The 15,653-nt window shown below is 70.4% G+C and carries 11 protein-coding genes; 4 read left to right on the top strand and 7 right to left on the bottom strand.

Annotation, left to right across the window (positions count from 1 at the left end; translation table 11 throughout):
* Positions 1–120: 120 nt before the first annotated feature.
* Positions 121–927 (bottom strand): UTRA domain-containing protein, encoded by an 807-nt coding sequence (locus ACIBH4_RS21455; RefSeq protein ID WP_362517238.1) that lies wholly within the window; start codon positions 925–927, stop codon positions 121–123.
* A 367-nt stretch (positions 928–1,294) separates the two neighbouring features.
* Here ACIBH4_RS21455 and ACIBH4_RS21450 point away from each other — a divergent pair, with 367 nt between their 5' ends.
* The 4 genes from ACIBH4_RS21450 (at position 1,295) to ACIBH4_RS21435 (ending at position 7,187) form a co-directional block, all read left to right on the top strand.
* A complete protein-coding gene (locus ACIBH4_RS21450) occupies positions 1,295–3,151 on the top strand; it encodes an ABC transporter ATP-binding protein (protein WP_362517241.1) in 1,857 nt (618 codons plus the stop codon).
* Entirely contained in the window at positions 3,148–5,046 is a 1,899-nt protein-coding gene (locus ACIBH4_RS21445; RefSeq protein WP_362767637.1) for an ABC transporter ATP-binding protein, read from the top strand. Before ACIBH4_RS21450 ends, ACIBH4_RS21445 begins: the two co-directional genes overlap by 4 nt.
* Before the next feature lie 305 nt (positions 5,047–5,351).
* A complete protein-coding gene (locus ACIBH4_RS21440; protein WP_362517247.1) occupies positions 5,352–5,846 on the top strand; it encodes a DUF305 domain-containing protein in 495 nt (164 codons plus the stop codon).
* 270 nt (positions 5,847–6,116) lie between these two features.
* Entirely contained in the window at positions 6,117–7,187 is a 1,071-nt protein-coding gene (locus ACIBH4_RS21435) for an S-methyl-5-thioribose-1-phosphate isomerase (protein ID WP_362767640.1), read from the top strand.
* 223 nt (positions 7,188–7,410) lie between these two features.
* Here ACIBH4_RS21435 and ACIBH4_RS21430 read toward each other — a convergent pair whose 3' ends face one another.
* From ACIBH4_RS21430 to kdpB, 6 genes are all read right to left on the bottom strand, one after another.
* Positions 7,411–8,355, bottom strand: a complete 945-nt coding sequence (locus ACIBH4_RS21430; protein WP_362517253.1) for a sulfite exporter TauE/SafE family protein — start codon at positions 8,353–8,355, stop codon at positions 7,411–7,413.
* 127 nt (positions 8,356–8,482) lie between these two features.
* Positions 8,483–8,911 carry an Rrf2 family transcriptional regulator gene (locus ACIBH4_RS21425; protein WP_362517256.1) on the bottom strand — a complete coding sequence of 143 codons (429 nt, stop codon included), beginning with the start codon at positions 8,909–8,911 and terminating at the stop codon, positions 8,483–8,485.
* A gap of 192 nt (positions 8,912–9,103) precedes the next feature.
* Entirely contained in the window at positions 9,104–9,940 is an 837-nt protein-coding gene (locus tag ACIBH4_RS21420) for an aldo/keto reductase (RefSeq protein ID WP_362517259.1), read from the bottom strand.
* A gap of 140 nt (positions 9,941–10,080) precedes the next feature.
* Positions 10,081–12,642: a DUF4118 domain-containing protein gene (locus ACIBH4_RS21415; protein WP_362767644.1), complete on the bottom strand. Its 2,562-nt coding sequence runs from the start codon at positions 12,640–12,642 to the stop codon at positions 10,081–10,083.
* A complete protein-coding gene (locus ACIBH4_RS21410; protein WP_362767647.1) occupies positions 12,639–13,493 on the bottom strand; it encodes a potassium-transporting ATPase subunit C in 855 nt (284 codons plus the stop codon). The genes ACIBH4_RS21415 and ACIBH4_RS21410 overlap by 4 nt, the downstream gene beginning before the upstream one ends.
* The gene (kdpB, locus tag ACIBH4_RS21405; protein WP_362517268.1) at positions 13,494–15,605 is read right to left on the bottom strand and encodes a potassium-transporting ATPase subunit KdpB; all 2,112 of its coding nucleotides are present in this window, start codon (positions 15,603–15,605) and stop codon (positions 13,494–13,496) included.
* Positions 15,606–15,653 lie beyond the last annotated feature (48 nt).

Raw genomic sequence — 15,653 nt, 5'->3', positions numbered from 1 at the left:
CTCTCCAGGACGAAACGTCACTTGGTCGGGGAGGCGGCGTCGCGAGCACGGCGGGCGGGTCCGTCTCGCCTCCGCCTTTTCGGGTGCGCGGGTGTGTGCGGGAAACCCGGTGGGGGCCGGTCAGAACTCGTCGTGCCCGGAGACCTGGCCGATCGGGAAGACGTGCCTGCTCGCGGCACAGATGGTCTCCAGGACGTGGACGGGGACGCCCTCGTCGGAGTAGCCGGTGCGAAGGATGTGGACGACCCACTCCCCCGGTTCGAGCTCCAGGGTCTCGTACTCGAAGGAGGTCGGCGGGCGGGCCGTCAGGCTCTCCTCGGCGTGGCCGAAGGTGTGGCCGAGGGCGATCAGTGCCGCCTGCAGTGACGGCTTCACGAACCCCGGCTCGGCGAGACGGGTGCCCCCGAACAGGTCCGCCCGGAAGTAGCTGGTGGCGACGCGCACCGGGATCCCGTCGGCCGTCATCATCTTCCTGCGGGCGATCACCTCGGCACCGGGTTCGACGCGCAGGCGCGCGGCCACGTGTTCACCGGCCGGTTCCGGTCCCACATAGAGCATCCTGCGGCCGGGCGTGACGCCCTGCCTTTCCGCCTCGGCGAGGAACAGGGACGCCGAACCTCGATCGGCGGGGTCGGTGGGCAGCGCCCGCCGCACCACGACCTTCGGCTCATGGATCATGGGCCCCTCGGGGACCCGCGCCGCCGGTCCCTTCCTCATCTGGGAGATGCGGCCGGGGGACACGCCCAGGCTCGCCGCTATCTCCTCCAGGCCCATCCCGGAGTCACGGGCCTCGGCGATCGCCTGACGACGCATCTTCGCCGCTTCCGCGACGAGTCCCTGTTCTTCGGTCATGAGGCGGCTCAGAACCCGCGCGCGCTCGATGGGGTCGCTCAGCCCGGAAACGTCGTGCAGCGTCTTCAGGTCCATCGGGGGCCGCCTCCTCGCGCTCGACACCACCGGGAATTTTAGCCCCCCTATTTTGGTGCGGTGACACTGCCTGGCGGGCTGGAAAGGCTGTCTTACCCATCCGTTCACTCCGAGGAGGGGATTCGCGGTCAGTGGGCATTCTGGCCTGGTGGTTACACCATGCCGACCGTCAAATCAGTTGCCGACGCCGCAGCCTGGTGCGGAAACTGGATGGTCGCCCGCGTCACGCGGGTGGCGGTGATCCGACGGGGCACCACCTGGAGCGGTGGTACGGGAGAGACCGGTTGGGAGGGATGGCGCTCCGGCCTGCCCTGCCCCGGACGGCTCTCACCTCGTCAGAACACCGTGAGGAGCGTGCCGCCTACCGATGCCCCCTGACACCGGAAACACCTCAGCGAGTACCAACAACGCCGACAATACCGACACCACTGACGCCTCCGCCACCAACCCGGCCTCCCTGACTTCGCGGCCCCTCCCCTCGCGCCGCGCCGGGGCGGCCTCCCTGTGGCGGCTGAAGTCCTACCTCCGCCCGTACGTCGCCCGCCTCGTCGCCATCTGGGTGCTGTCCCTCACCGCGGTCGCGATCGGCATCGCCATCCCGCTGATCGGCAGAGAGATCATCGACGGTCCCGTCGCCCGCGGCGAGGCAGGGGCCGTGCCACCCCTCGCACTGCTCGCCTGCGCGCTGGGCGTGATCGAGGCACTGCTCGTCTTCTTGAGGCGGTGGCTGCTGGCCGCCGCCGTCCTCGGCCTGGAGACCAGCCTCCGCGACGACATCTACGGCCACCTCCAGCGGCTGCCGATGGGATTCCACTCCTCCTGGCAGTCGGGCCAGCTGCTGTCCCGGGCGACGACCGACCTGTCGACGATCCGGCGTTTCCTCGGCTTCGGCCTGCTCTTCCTCGTCCTCACCACCGTCCAGATCGCGACGGTGACCGGGCTGCTGCTCCACATGTACTGGCCGCTCGGGTTGCTGGTCGTCGCCTCGGCGGTGCCGATCATGGTCACCACCCTGCGCTTCGAGCGCGAGTACATCACCATCTCCCGCCGGGTCCAGGACGAGCAGGGCGACCTCGCCACGGTCGTCGAGGAGTCCGCGGCCGGCATCCGCACGATCAAGGCGTTCGGCCGCGGCCCGTACGTCTCCGGAATCTTCGAGAAAGGGGCGTTGAAGGTCTACGGGACCTCCATGGAGAAGGTCCGCCTGTCGGCCAGGTTCTTCACCTTCCTTGAGGTGATCCCGAACATCACCCTCGCGCTCGTGCTGCTGCTCGGGGCCCTGGCGGTCGGCTCCGGCACACTGACGCTGGGCACACTGGTGGCCTTCGCCACCCTGATGCTGCAACTGGTCTGGCCCATCTCCGCGCTCGGCTTCATCCTCACGATGGGCCAGGAGGCGATGACCGCGGCGGACCGGGTGATGGAGGTGCTCGACACCGAACCGGAGATCGTCGGAGGCACCGCCGTGATCGAACGGCCCCGAGGGCACCTGCGCTTCGAGGGGGCGGGGTTCACCTTCCCCGGTGACAGGAAACCCGTGCTCCGCGACGTCTGGCTGGAGGTACGGCCGGGAGAGACGGTCGCGGTCGTGGGCGCGACCGGGTCGGGCAAGACCACGCTGACCTCCCTGGTGCCACGGCTGCACGACGCCGACACCGGCCGGGTCACGATCGACGGGGTCGACGTCCGCGACCTGCCGCTGCCCACGCTGCGCTCGATGGTCGCCACCGCCTTCGAGGAACCGACGCTGTTCTCGATGAGCGTCAGGGAGAACCTCACGCTGGGACGGCACGACGCGAGTGAGGAGGAGATAGAGCAGGCGCTGCGGATCGCCCAGGCCGGGTTCGTCCACACGCTGCCGTGGGGGCTGGAGACCAGGATCGGCGAGCAGGGTATGTCCCTGTCCGGCGGCCAGCGCCAGCGGCTCGCGCTGGCACGCGCGGTTCTCAGCCGTCCCAGGATCCTCGTGCTGGACGACACGCTGTCGGCCCTCGACGTCGAGACCGAGGCCTTGGTGGAGGAGGCGCTCCGGCACGTGCTGCGCGAGGCGACCGGGATCGTCGTCGCCCACCGGGCCTCCACCGTACTCCTCGCCGACAGGGTGGCCCTGCTGCTCGACGGCACGATCGCGCACGTCGGCGAGCACCACGAGCTCATGGCGAGCGTGCCCGAGTACCGCGCGCTGCTGTCGGCCGCCCCGGACACCGAGGAGGCGCGGCTGTGAGCGTGACCGAACCTTCCACACATCCCCCGGCGGAACCTTCCGGCACCGAGAGCACGAGCGGGTCCCGGGAGTGGCGGGGCGTCGCGGCCGAGAACCAGGAGGAGCTGTCGGCGCAGGTGTCGTTCCTGCTGCGTGACAGGTCCAGGCGGCTGCTCGGCGACCTGCTGCGCCCGTACCGAGGCAAGCTCGTCCTGCTCGTCGTCATCATCGTGACCTGCAACGCCGCCTCGCTCTCCATCCCCTACCTGGTCAAGGTGGGCATCGACGCGGGCATCCCGCCGATGGTGGCGGGCGCGGGGCCGCGAACGCTGGTGACGGTCGTCGTGGCGATCCTGGCGGCGGCGGCCGTCCAGCTGGTGACCCGGCGGATATTCCTCAGGATGGCCGGGCGCATCGGCCAGAGCATCCTGCTGGAACTGCGGCGGCGGGTGTTCGTCCACTTCCAGAGGCTGTCGCTCTCGTTTCACGAGGACTACACCTCGGGCCGGGTCGTCTCCCGGCTCACCTCCGACATCGACGCCATCTCCGAGATGCTGCAGTCGGGTTTCGACGACCTCGTCACCGCCGTGCTGACACTGGTCGGCACGGCGGTCCTGCTGCTCGTCCTGGACGTCCACCTCGGCGTGGTCGCGCTGCTGCCGCTGCCGGTCCTGATGCTGTTCACCGGCTGGTTCCGGCGGCAGTCGAGCATCGTCTACCGCAGGACCCGGGAGACCGTGGCGCTGGTGATCGTCCACTTCGTGGAGTCGATGGCCGGCATGCGCGCGGTCCAGGCGTTCCGCGGGGAGCCGCGCAACCAGGCTATCTTCTCCCAGCTGAACGCCGACTACCGCGACGCCAACCGGCGGAGCATGCACCTGGTCGCGATCTTCTCTCCGGGCGTCAAGCTCATCGGGAACGTGACGATCGCGGCCGTCCTGCTCTACGGGGGCACGCTCGCGATCCAGGGCGAGGTCACGGTGGGCGTACTGGCCGCCTTCCTGCTCTACCTGCGCCAGTTCTACGAGCCGATGCAGGAGATCAGCCAGTTCTACAACACGTTCCAGTCGGCCGGTGCGGGGCTGGAGAAGCTCTCCGGCGTGCTGCAGGAACGCCCCACGGTGGCCGAGCCCGATGACCCGGTGGCGCTGGAGCGGCCACGCGGGAGGATCGAGTTCCAGGGGGTGCAGTTCTCCTACCTGGACGGCACCCCCGTGCTGCCCCGGCTGGATCTGGTGGTCCCCGCCGGGCAGACCGTGGCGCTCGTCGGCACCACGGGGGCGGGCAAGACCACGCTGGCGAAGCTGGCCTCCAGGTTCTACGACCCCGTCTCGGGGCGGGTATTGCTGGACGGGGTCGACCTGCGCGACCTCGGCGAGGAGACACGGCACGCCGCGGTGGTCCTGGTCACCCAGGAGAACTTCCTGTTCAGCGGGTCGGTGGCGGACAACATCAGGTTCGGCCGGCCCGGCGCGAGCATGGCCGACATCGTGGCGGCGGCCCGCTCGATCGGCGCCGACACGTTCGTCTCCGCGCTCCCCGAGGGGTACGACACCCAGGTCGGCAAGCACGGCGGCCGGCTGTCGGCCGGGCAGCGGCAGCTGGTGGCGTTCGCCAGGGCGTTCCTCGCCGACCCGGCGGTGCTGATCCTCGACGAGGCGACGTCCAGCCTGGACGTCGCCGGCGAGCGGCTGGTACAGCGGGCGATGCGGACGATCCTGGCGGACCGGACGGCTCTGATCATCGCGCACCGCCTGTCGACCGTCGAGATCGCCGACCGGGTGCTGGTGATGGACGGCGGCAGGATCACGGAGGACGGCCCGCCCGGCGAGCTCGTCGAGCGGGCGGGCCGCTACGCCGACCTGCACCGCGCCTGGCTCGACAGCGTCTCCGACCACCGCGACGTCCCCGGCTGACCCACCCGGCGGCAGGGAGGGCTCCCACTCCCGCGCCGCCGCCTTCCCTCGCTCCCCGACCCTGGAATTCCGTACCCCGCCTCCAGAACCGGGGTACGGAATTCCGGGCACACGATTTCCGGCGAACCCTGAACCGCGGGAAGGGCACCCGCGTATCTCAGGACGGAACGGCAGGAATGATCCTTCCCACCCGCAGGAAAGGGGCAGTGATTTCGATGAGCACCCGGCGGTCGCGCAAGCGACGGTCTCTGACCGCCTCCTTGCTGGTCTCCGCCATGCTGACCGCGGGGTGCTCGTCAGCGGCCATGACCACGGAACCCCCCGTCCAGGCGGTGGGACTCGCCGGCGATCGAACCGACGCGGACGTCCGTTTCTCCCAGGAGATGATTCCCCACCACCGGCAGACGATCCAGCTCGCCGACCTGGTGGCCGGCCGGAGCGAGAACCCGTACGTGAACGACCTCGCCGCGAAGATCAAGAAAAAGGAGGCGGCCGACATCGACCTGATGTCCGGCTGGCTGCGGTCGTGGGAGGTCGAGGTACCGGCGGAGGGCGACCACTCCGCGCACGACATGCCGGGCATGCTGTCGGCCACCCAGATCTCCTCCCTGGAGAAACGGTCCGGCGCCGCCTTCGACAAGCTGTGGCTGAGCGTGCTGGGCAAGCACCTCAACAGCGGTGTCCAGATGGCCCAGGTCGCGATCGCGCTGGGCAGGCACCGGCCCACCACCCTCCTGGCGGAGAAGATGGTGACCGAGCAGCGCGCCCAGATCGTCGAGATCGGCGAGAAGCTCGCCTGACCCGTCTCCGGTTCCCGCCGAATCGGCTCCCGGTCGGCCCGGCGTCCCTCTGACCTCGTCTCCGGCCCGTGGCGGGGTCTGCTCGGGCTCACCGTTCCCCCGGAGCGGCGAGCCGTCCGGGAACGACCTGTCCTCCGTGGGTACGCGGCCCCCCAAAAAGGGCATAAGCGCGAGGCACAGCCGGGTCGCGGTGGTGGCGGTGACGCCGAGCGGCGCCCGGTGTGGCGAGCAGAATGGCGGCAGACCACCCGATCCCCCGCTGGAGGTCTCATGAGCACGACCCGAAGGCGCCCTGTCCTCGCGGACTCCGTCCGGATCACCGAGGGCGCCGTGGAGATCCTCGACCGCCGGGTCTATCCCTTCGAGCACCGCTGGGTGCGCTGTACCACCAGCGAGGACGTCGCGGTGGCCATCGAACGGATGGTCACCCAGAGCACCGGCCCCTCGTTCGCGGCGACCGCCGGAATGACACTGGCCGCCCGCGAGGCGCGGGGCGAGCCGCCGGGCCGGGCCGCGGCGCGGCTGCGCGAGGCGGGCGACCGGCTGATCGCGACCCGGCCCACGAACAACCACATCCGCGACGCCGTCGAGGCCGTCCTCGCCGCCACGGTGAACGGGCCACTGCCGCAGGCCTGCGGGGACGAACTGGTGGAGGCCGTGACCCGGGCGGCGTCCGAGCACGACGCGGCCTACCTGGCGAGCAGCGCGGCCATGGGCAGGCACGCGGCCGCGCTGCTCGACGACGGCGCCCGCGTCCTCACCCACTGCTGGGCGGACGCCTACCTGATAGCCACCGTCGAGGCCGCTCAGGAGGCGGGCAAGCGACTGGAGTTCATCTGCACCGAGACCCGGCCCTATCTGCAGGGGGCACGGCTGACCGCGCCGACACTCGTGGAGATGGGTTACCGGCCCACCCTCATCACCGACGGAATGGTCGCCTCGGTACTGTCCGACGGGCTCGCCGACGTGGCGCTGACCGCGGCGGACCGGGTGACGATGGACGGGCACGTGGTGAACAAGGTCGGCACGCTCGGGGTGGCGCTCGCCGCCCGCGCCTTCGACGTCCCGTACTACGTGGTGATCCCGGCGCCCGATCCGCAGGCGCCGGGTATCGGCGACGTCGTCATCGAACGGCGGGACGGCGACGAGGTCCTGCACGTTCTGGGGACACGTACCGCGGGCGAGGGCGTGACCGGCCACTATCCCGCCTTCGACGCCACCCCGCCGCACCTGGTGACGAGAATCGTGACCGAGAACGGCGCCTACCCCGCCGAGCGCGTGTCGGAGCACTTCGGCCCCCCGGGCCGCCCGCCGGCGGACGCCCCGGCTCACCCGCTGTAGCCGTTCCCGCCCGGCGCCCTCCAGGCCCGCGGTGTCGATGCCGCCGTGCCGGATCCCGGGGACGCGCACCGCGAACCGACCGGCCGCCCCGCCCCTCTCGAAGTCCTGACCGTCACGCGCGACCTCAGGACGAGGACCGGGCGGGCGAAAACGCGTGAAGGCCTCTCTCGCTTCGGCGAGAGAGGCCTTCACGCGTGCGGCGCGCCGGAGGGCGCCGCCGGGATCAGCTCGCGGTGCCCGCGGTCTCCTGCTCCGCGGCGCGGCGCTTCTCCTCCTCCTCGATCGCCTCGACCGTCTCGTTGTCGCGGTCGCGGCGGTACTCGCGGACCGAGTAGGCGATGGCGGCGGCCCACAGGACGGCGATGGTGATGTAGGCGGCGGTCTGGACGCCACCGGAGGCGTCGATCCAGTCGCTGCGCAGCAGGGTCCTGATGTTGGTCAGGACGATGATGCCGCCGACGGCGGAGCCCAGGATGCGCGGCGGGATGTGACGGACGAGCCAGGCGGCGATGGGAGCCGCGATGACACCGCCGATCAGCAGGACGGCGACCCAGGAGAAGTCGATGTTCTCGGAGCCGATACCGACGAAGAAGCCGACGCTGGCGGCGATGGCGACCAGGAACTCGCTGGCGTCGATGGAACCGATCACCTTGCGCGGCGCCAGGCGGCCGCTGGCGAGGATCGCCGGGGTGCCGACCGGCCCCCAGCCGCCACCACCGGTGGCGTCGACGAATCCGGCGACCAGACCGAGGGGGGCGAGGAAGCGCTTGCGGAGCGGCTTGCCCAGGTTGCCGCGCGGGAGACCGAAGGCCGTGAAGCGGATCAGGACGTAGACACCCAGCGTGAGCAGGATGATCGACATGATCGGGGCCGCGACCTCGGTGGAGAGGCCGGACAGGAAGGTCGCTCCCACGAACGCGCCGACCGCGCCGGGAACACCGATCTTGGCGACGACTTTCCAGTCGATGTTGTTGAAGCGCCAGTGGGAGATGCCTGAGGCGAGGGTGGTGCCGATCTCGGCGAGGTGGACGGTGGCCGAGGCGGCGGCGGGGTTGGTACCGATGGCCAGGAGCAGAGTCGTCGAGGTGACACCGTAGGCCATGCCGAGGCTTCCGTCGACGAGCTGCGCCGCGAAGCCGACTAGGCCCAAGAGGATGAGCGCACGCACAACGCCCCCCTTCCTATTTTTCCCACTCTGTTGATAGGAATTATGGTGAATGAAGGCCAAGGCGACGTCAAGTCACGTTTCAAGCAAGGCGTCTCAAGGGATGGGAATCTTCGTCCCACACACGAGGTCAGACCCTGCGCCGCCTGCCGGTCTGGGTCGCCGGCGTCAGGAGGGCCGCCAGGCTGACGGTATCGACGATGGCGCTTATCGAGGTTTCGATGTTCAGCCACACGGTGCGCAGTCGCACCGCCTCTCCGAAGTAGGCCACGTCGCCGGCCGGCACTCCCCTCACCGAGGTCAATTCGCCCCCGACCGCGCGCAGGACGTCTCCGACCGAGATGTCGACGGGCGGCCGGGCGAGCGTGAAGCCGCCCTCGTGACCCCGCTGGGCGAAGACGAGATCGGCGCGGCGCAGGTCGGTCAGGATGCCGCGCAGGAAACTCGCCGGGATCTCCTGCGCCTGGGCCATCGTCTCCGATTTGACCGGGTCGGGATCGCTCAGCGCGATGACCAGCATCGCTCTTATGGCGTAGTCGCTCCGAGCCGTGACGTGCATCCGAAAGTCCCCCCGACAGTGCGCCTCTGCCTTCGGCCTCGCGTGGACTGGTCTCGGTTAAATCTACTATCTCTATAGGTTAACCGTGAAATATTCTCGCGGCTGTGCGAGACCGGGCCACCACGGGCGGCGACGCCTGACCTGCGGGCGAGGAGTCAGCGCGGCGGTGAGGTTCGCCGAGGTCCGATGAGGTCAGCCATCGGCCGCGTCCGAGTCGATCGCGGCGGCCTCACCCCGGTCGAGGGAGGACAGCTCGGCGACCTCCTCCGAGGTGAGGGCGAAGTCGAAGATGTCGGCGTTGGCCCTTATCCGCTCGGCACTGGACGACTTCGGCACGGTGATCAGCCCGAGTTCGATGTGCCAGCGCAGCACGATCTGGGCGGGAGTCCTACCGTGACGCTCGGCGACGGCCGTGACGGCCGGATGCTCCAGCAGGTCACCCCCTCGCCCGATGGGACTCCAGGACTGGGTGACGATCCCGTGCCCGGCGTTGTAGGCCCGGGGCTCGTCACGGGTGAGGAACGGGTTGAGCTGGATCTGGTTCACGTCGGGCACCACGCCGGTCTCGGCCAGCAGCCGCTCGATGTGGGCCGGTTTGAAGTTCGACACGCCGATCGCCCGCACGCGGCCGTCCCTCAGCAGCTTGACCATGCCCTTCCAGGCCTCCACGTAGCGATCCTTGCGCGGCCGCGGCCAGTGGATCAGGTAGAGGTCGGCGTAGTCGAGGCCGAGCCGGTCCAGGCTGGCCTGGTAAGCCTCCTGCGCGGCGTCGTATCCGTGCCACTCGTCATGCAGCTTGGTGGTGACGAACAACTCCTCCCTCGGCACGCCGGAGGCCCGCAGCCCACGCCCCACCCCGGTCTCGTTGTAGTACGCGTAGGCGGTGTCCACCAGCCGGTAGCCCATCTCGACGGCGGCGGCGACCGCGATCTCCGCCTCCGCGTCCGACATGGGCCAGGTTCCCAGGCCGACCTGCGGGATGTCCGCGCCGTTGACCAGCTTCACCGTTGGAATGTCCAGAACAGTCATGATTGACAGCCTTCCACGCAGACCTCGACCGGCCGTCGCCGGGGCGCGGCGGAGAGCTTGGGTGCGAGTGGCATCCGCCCGGTACGCGGAGACACCGGAAAACAGCCCCCGAGCCTCGTTCCACCGTGGTGGGACGCGGGTCACCGTCGTTCCTCCGGGGGGCGCGTTCGCGAGGGGGAGGAAACGGGAAGTGTCAGGATCATGGTGAGACCACCGCCCGGTGTCTCTTCAGGGAGCAGGGTGCCGGCCATCGCCTCGGCGAGCCCTCGGGAGAGCGCGAGACCCAGGCCGACGCCGGTGTGGTTGTCGCGGTCCCCGAGCCGCTGGAAGGGCATGAAGACCTGGTCGTAGGCGTCACGCGGGATGCCCGCACCCCGGTCGACGACCCGGAGCTCCACGTGGTCGCCGTACTCCCCGGCCGTGACGAGGACGTTTTGCCCCTCGGGACTGTGGCGGACGGCGTTGGACATGAGATTGACCAGGATTCGTTCCAGCAGCACCTGGTCGGCGACGACCTCGGACAGATCGGCGGAGAGGTCCACCTCGATCCGCCGGGACAGCGGGCCGAGGTCGTCGACGGCGTGTGGCACGACGTCCTCGAGCGCGGTCGGCTCCAGTGCCAGCCCGAGCACTCCCGCCTGCAGGCGGCTCATGTCGAGCAGGTTGGCCACCAGGCGGTCCAGCTTGACCAGGGATTCGTCCGCCGTGGCGAGCAACTCCCGCCTGTCCTCGGCGGACCAGTCGACGCCGGTGTTGCGCAGGCTCTCCACGGCCGCCTTCGCCGAGGCGAGCGGGGTGCGCAGGTCGTGGCTGACCGCGGCGAGCAGTGCGGTGCGCATCCTGTCGGCCTCGGCGAGCGGCCTGACCCGCTCCGCCTCCTGCGCCAGCCGGTCCTGCCGCAGCGCCACCCCCGCCTCTGCGGCGAACGCCTCCAGCAGCCGCCGGTCGGACGCCTCTAGCAGCCTGCCCCGGATGGCCAGGACGAGCCGTTCGTCGATGACGACGTCGGTGTCCGCGACTCCCGGGCAGGTGCAGGGCGCGTCACCGACGGTGACCGCGATCCGCCACGCCTCGGGGTCGGACTGGTCGTCGGGTCCCTGCTCGCCGACGCGTTCCAGCATGGTGACCGAGGCCAGCCCGAAGGTCTCCCTCAGGCGGGCGAGCAGCGAGGCGAGCGCGTGCTCGCCGCGGAGCACGTGCCCGGCCAGGGTGGAGAGGACCTCCGCCTCGGCGCGGGCGCGGGCCGCCTCCCGGGTACGGCGGGCGGCGACGTCCACGACCGCGCTCACCATGACGGCCACCAGCACGTAGACGCTCAGTGCGAACAGGTTCTCCGGGGCTGCGACGGCGAGGCGATCGACGGGCGCGGTGAAGAAGTAGTTGAGCAGCAGGAAGCCGAGCACGGCGGCGGTGACGGCCGGCCACATGCCGCCGACCAGGGCGACCACGACCACCATGAGCAGGAAGAGCAGTATGTCGCTCGGCAGGTTCACGGCGCCGTGGAAGGGCCGCAGTGCCAGGGTCAGGAGCGGCAGCCCGAGAACCGCGAGGAGCCAGCCCGCCACCCGGCGGGTGCGGGTCAGCGCGGCCCGTGACGGAGCGCGGGCACGCGTCCTTTTCACCTCGTCGTGAGTGATCATGTGAACGTCGATGGACCCGGAGCGCGCGGTCGTGGTCACCCCGACCCCCCGCGAGAGGATCTGGGCGAACCGGCCACGCCGGGAGGCCCCCAGCACCAGCTGGGTGGCGTTCACGCCGCGCGCGAAGTCCAGCAGTGCGGTCGGTACGTCATCACCGACGACCTGGTGGTAGGTGCCGCCCAGGTCCTCCACCAGGGTGCGCTGACGGGCCGTGCTCGCGGGGTCGGCTCCGGCCAGGCCGTCGGAGCGTGTGACGTGCACGGCCAGCAGGTCGGCCCCCTGGCCCCTGCCCGCGACCCTGGCGGCCCGCCGAATCAGCGCGTCGCCCTCCGGGCCACCGGTCAGCGCGACCACGACGCGCTCGCGCGCCTCCCAGGTGCCCGCGATGCCGTGATCGGCGCGGTAGCGGTCGAGCTGCTCGTCGACCTTGTCCGCCACCCACAGCAGCGCCAGCTCGCGCAACGCGGTCAGGTTGCCGGCCCTGAAGTAGTTCGACAGTGCCGCGTCGACCTTTTCCGGGGCGTACACGTTGCCGTGCGCCATCCGCCGTCGCAGCGCCTCCGGGTCCATGTCCACCAGCTCCACCTGGTCCGCGCGGCGCACCACCTCGTCGGGCACCGTCTCGCGCTGGGCCACCCCGGTGATCTCCTTGACCACGTCGTTGAGCGACTCCAGGTGCTGGATGTTGACGGTGGAGATGACGTCGATGCCCGCCTCCAGGATCTCCTCGATGTCCTGCCAGCGCTTGGCGTTGCGCGAGCCCGGCACGTTGGTGTGGGCCAGCTCGTCGACCAGGGCCACCCTGGGCCTCCTGGCGATGACGGCGTCCACGTCGAGCTCGGTGAACACGCTTTCGCGGTGGACCATGCTCTTGCGCGGGATCGCCTCTATGCCGTCGAGCAGCTCGGCGGTGCGGGGACGGTCGTGGGTCTCGGCGAGGCCCACGACGACGTCGGTGCCCCTCGCGAGGCGGCGGTGCCCCTCGCAGAGCATCATGTACGTCTTGCCGACACCCGGGGCTGCCCCGAGATAGACGCGCAGCCGCCCTCGCCCCCTGCTCATCTGTCGAGGGCCAGGTTGAGTTCGAGGACGTTCACCGCCGGTTCGCCCATGAAGCCGAGGGAACGGCCGGTGGTGTTCTCCATGATCAGCCCCCTCACCGTCTCCACGGGCAGGCCGCGCTCTCTGGCCACCCGGGGCGCCTGAAGGTCGGCGTACGCGACGGAGATGTCCGGATCGAGGCCGGAGCCACTGGCGGTGACCGCGTCTGCGGGCACCACGGCCCTCGCCGTACCGCGGACCGGGACGGTGCGCCCGGTCGCGTAGTCCTCGCCCGGCCTGCCGCACTCGACCTTCACACCACGATACTCGGCGACGAACGGGCTCGCGGGACAGGCCTGGTTCACGCTCACGACCCGGGAGGGGACGCCCGCGACCGGAAAGACCTTCAGCACGGCGCCCGTCCCGTCGGGCGCGCAGTACGGCCGGGCGCCGCTGACCCCCTCCAGCTCCCCGACGGCCCTGGAGCGGGCGCAGACCTGGGTGAGCAGGCTCCGCCTGCCCTCCCCGCCGTTCGTCCCGGGGACGGGCAGGACGTCCACGACGTCCTCGGGCCCGAGGTTGCTCGCGGCGGTGGAGAGCATGTCGTAGCCGGCGCCGGCCATCGACGGCCTGCTCTGGAAGTAGCGGCCGACCGGTCTGCCGTCAGCGCCGGTGAAGCTCTGGCCGACGAGCGCGCTTCCCACGTCCTTTCCGTCCTTCTGGACGAGGGAGCCGTTGGCGCCGGCGTGGAACACCGTCTGGGCGATGCCGGTGACCACGAGCGGGTAGAAGGCCCCGGTGACGAGGGTGAGGGCGAGCAGCGCCCGGAGCGCGGCGAGATGTCGGCGGATCCAGCTGGGCAGGCGTTCCATTTAAGACACCCCCGGAAGAAACTGGACAATCACATCTATCAACTTGATGCCGACGAAGGGCACGACGATCCCGCCCAGACCGTAGACGTAGAGGTTGCGGCTGAGCAGCCTCGAGGCGCTGGAGGGGCGGTAGCGCACACCACGCAGGGCTAGCGGTATCAGCGCCACGATGACGACCGCGTTGAAGACGACCGCGGACAGGACCGCCGACTGCGGGCTGGACAGGCGCATGACGTTCAGCGCGTCCAGGCCCGGGTAGACCGCCGCGAACATCGCGGGAATGATCGCGAAGTACTTGGCGACGTCGTTCGCGATCGAGAAGGTCGTCAGCGCGCCGCGGGTGATGAGCAGTTGCTTGCCGATCTCGACGATCTCGATGAGCTTGGTCGGGTTGGAGTCGAGGTCGACCATGTTGCCGGCCTCCTTCGCGGCCGACGTGCCGGTGTTCATCGCCACCCCGACGTCCGCCTGAGCGAGCGCGGGCGCGTCATTGGTGCCGTCTCCGGTCATCGCGACCAGCCTGCCGCCCTCCTGCTCCGATCTGATCAGGGCGAGCTTGTCCTCGGGCGTGGCCTCGGCGAGGAAGTCGTCCACGCCCGCCTCGCCGGCGATGGCCCTCGCCGTCAGCGGGTTGTCGCCCGTGATCATGACGGTGCGGATCCCCATCCTGCGCATCTCGTCGAAGCGTTCGCGCATGCCCTGCTTGACGACGTCCTTGAGATGGACGACACCCAGGACCCGTGCCCTGCCCCCGGCGCCCCCGGCGCCCCCGGCGCCCCCGGCCTCCCCCGTGACCTCCCCGACGACCAGCGGGGTGCCGCCGGATCCGGAGACCGCGTCGACGATGCCGCCGACCTCGTCGGTGGGGTGACCGCCGTGCTCGCGTACCCATTTCATGACGGCGGTGGCGGAACCCTTGCGGATCCGGCGGCGGTCGAGGTCGACCCCGCTCATCCGGGTCTGCGCGGTGAACCCGATCCACTCGGCACCCGCCAGCTCTCCCGGCCCGCGCTCCCTCAGGCCGTACGCCTGCTTGGCGTAGACCACGATGGAACGGCCCTCGGGGGTCTCGTCGGCGAGACTGGCCAGCTGCGCGGCCGTGGCCAGCTCGTCGGCGGAGACGCCGGGGGCGGTGAGGAACTCCGACGCCTGCCGGTTGCCCAGCGTGATGGTGCCGGTCTTGTCCAGCAGCAGGGTGTTGACGTCTCCTGCGGCTTCGACCGCGCGGCCGCTCATCGCGAGAACGTTGCGCTGGACGAGCCGGTCCATGCCGGCGATGCCGATCGCCGAGAGCAGCGCCCCGATGGTGGTCGGAATGAGGCAGACCAGCAGCGCGACCAGCACGACACCGGTGACACCGTCCCCGGTGAGAGCGAGTGAGTCAGGTACGCCGGGATTCTGGGCCTTGGCGTAGATCGCCAGCGGCTGCATGGTCGCGGTCGCGACCAGGAAGATGATCGTCAGGGCGGCGAGCAGGATGTTGAGAGCGATCTCGTTGGGCGTCTTCTGCCTGTCTGCGCCCTCGACCAGGGCGATCATCCGGTCGATGAAGCTCTCGCCGGGTCGCTGGGTGATCTGGACGACGATCCGGTCGCTCAGCACCTTCGTGCCGCCGGTCACCGCCGACCTGTCGCCACCCGACTCGCGGATGACCGGGGCGGACTCGCCGGTGATGGCCGACTCGTCCACCGAGGCGATGCCGTCGACCACGTCGCCGTCACCGGGGATGACCTCCCCCGCCTCCACGACGACGAAATCACCCCGCAGCAGCTCGGAGGCTCCGACGACGTCCCAGTCGGTGGAGTCGCGTCCGCGCAGCCGCCGCGCCGTGGTGTCGCGCTTGGCGTCGCGCAGCGTGGCCGCCTGGGCCTTGCCGCGCCCCTCGGCGACCGCCTCGGCCAGGTTGGCGAAGATCACCGTGAGCCAGAGCCACACCACGGTGGCCCAGGCGAAGAACGACGGGGTGAGCACGGCGAGCACCGTGGTGAAGACCGCGCCGACCTCGACGATCAGCATCACCGGGTTGCGCCAGAGCGTGACCGGGTTGAGCTTCCTGACCGCCTCGGGAAGCGAGGTGAGCAACTGCCGGGGATCGAGGAGGCCGCCGCCCACCTTTCCCTCCCCTGGTGCGGGGGCAGAGCCCCGCACTTCGAGCGTCCG

The sequence above is a fragment of the Streptosporangium sp. NPDC050284 genome, assembly GCF_044459525.1.
Lineage (GTDB): Bacteria > Actinomycetota > Actinomycetes > Streptosporangiales > Streptosporangiaceae > Streptosporangium.
Note: the sequence above shows the minus strand (reverse complement) of the source record. Positions and strands in the feature narration are given on the sequence as shown.

What these genes read in the sequence shown, in the direction of transcription:
- ACIBH4_RS21455 (WP_362517238.1), bottom strand. Translation starts at nt 927, where the DNA reads ATGGACCTGAAGACGCTGCACGACGTTTCCGGGCTGAGCGACCCCATC.
- ACIBH4_RS21450 (WP_362517241.1), top strand. Translation starts at nt 1,295, where the DNA reads ATGCCCCCTGACACCGGAAACACCTCAGCGAGTACCAACAACGCCGAC.
- ACIBH4_RS21440 (WP_362517247.1), top strand. Translation starts at nt 5,352, where the DNA reads ATGACCACGGAACCCCCCGTCCAGGCGGTGGGACTCGCCGGCGATCGA.
- ACIBH4_RS21435 (WP_362767640.1), top strand. Translation starts at nt 6,117, where the DNA reads ATGAGCACGACCCGAAGGCGCCCTGTCCTCGCGGACTCCGTCCGGATC.
- ACIBH4_RS21425 (WP_362517256.1), bottom strand. Translation starts at nt 8,911, where the DNA reads ATGCACGTCACGGCTCGGAGCGACTACGCCATAAGAGCGATGCTGGTC.
- ACIBH4_RS21420 (WP_362517259.1), bottom strand. Translation starts at nt 9,940, where the DNA reads ATGACTGTTCTGGACATTCCAACGGTGAAGCTGGTCAACGGCGCGGAC.
- ACIBH4_RS21415 (WP_362767644.1), bottom strand. Translation starts at nt 12,642, where the DNA reads ATGAGCAGGGGGCGAGGGCGGCTGCGCGTCTATCTCGGGGCAGCCCCG.
- ACIBH4_RS21410 (WP_362767647.1), bottom strand. Translation starts at nt 13,493, where the DNA reads ATGGAACGCCTGCCCAGCTGGATCCGCCGACATCTCGCCGCGCTCCGG.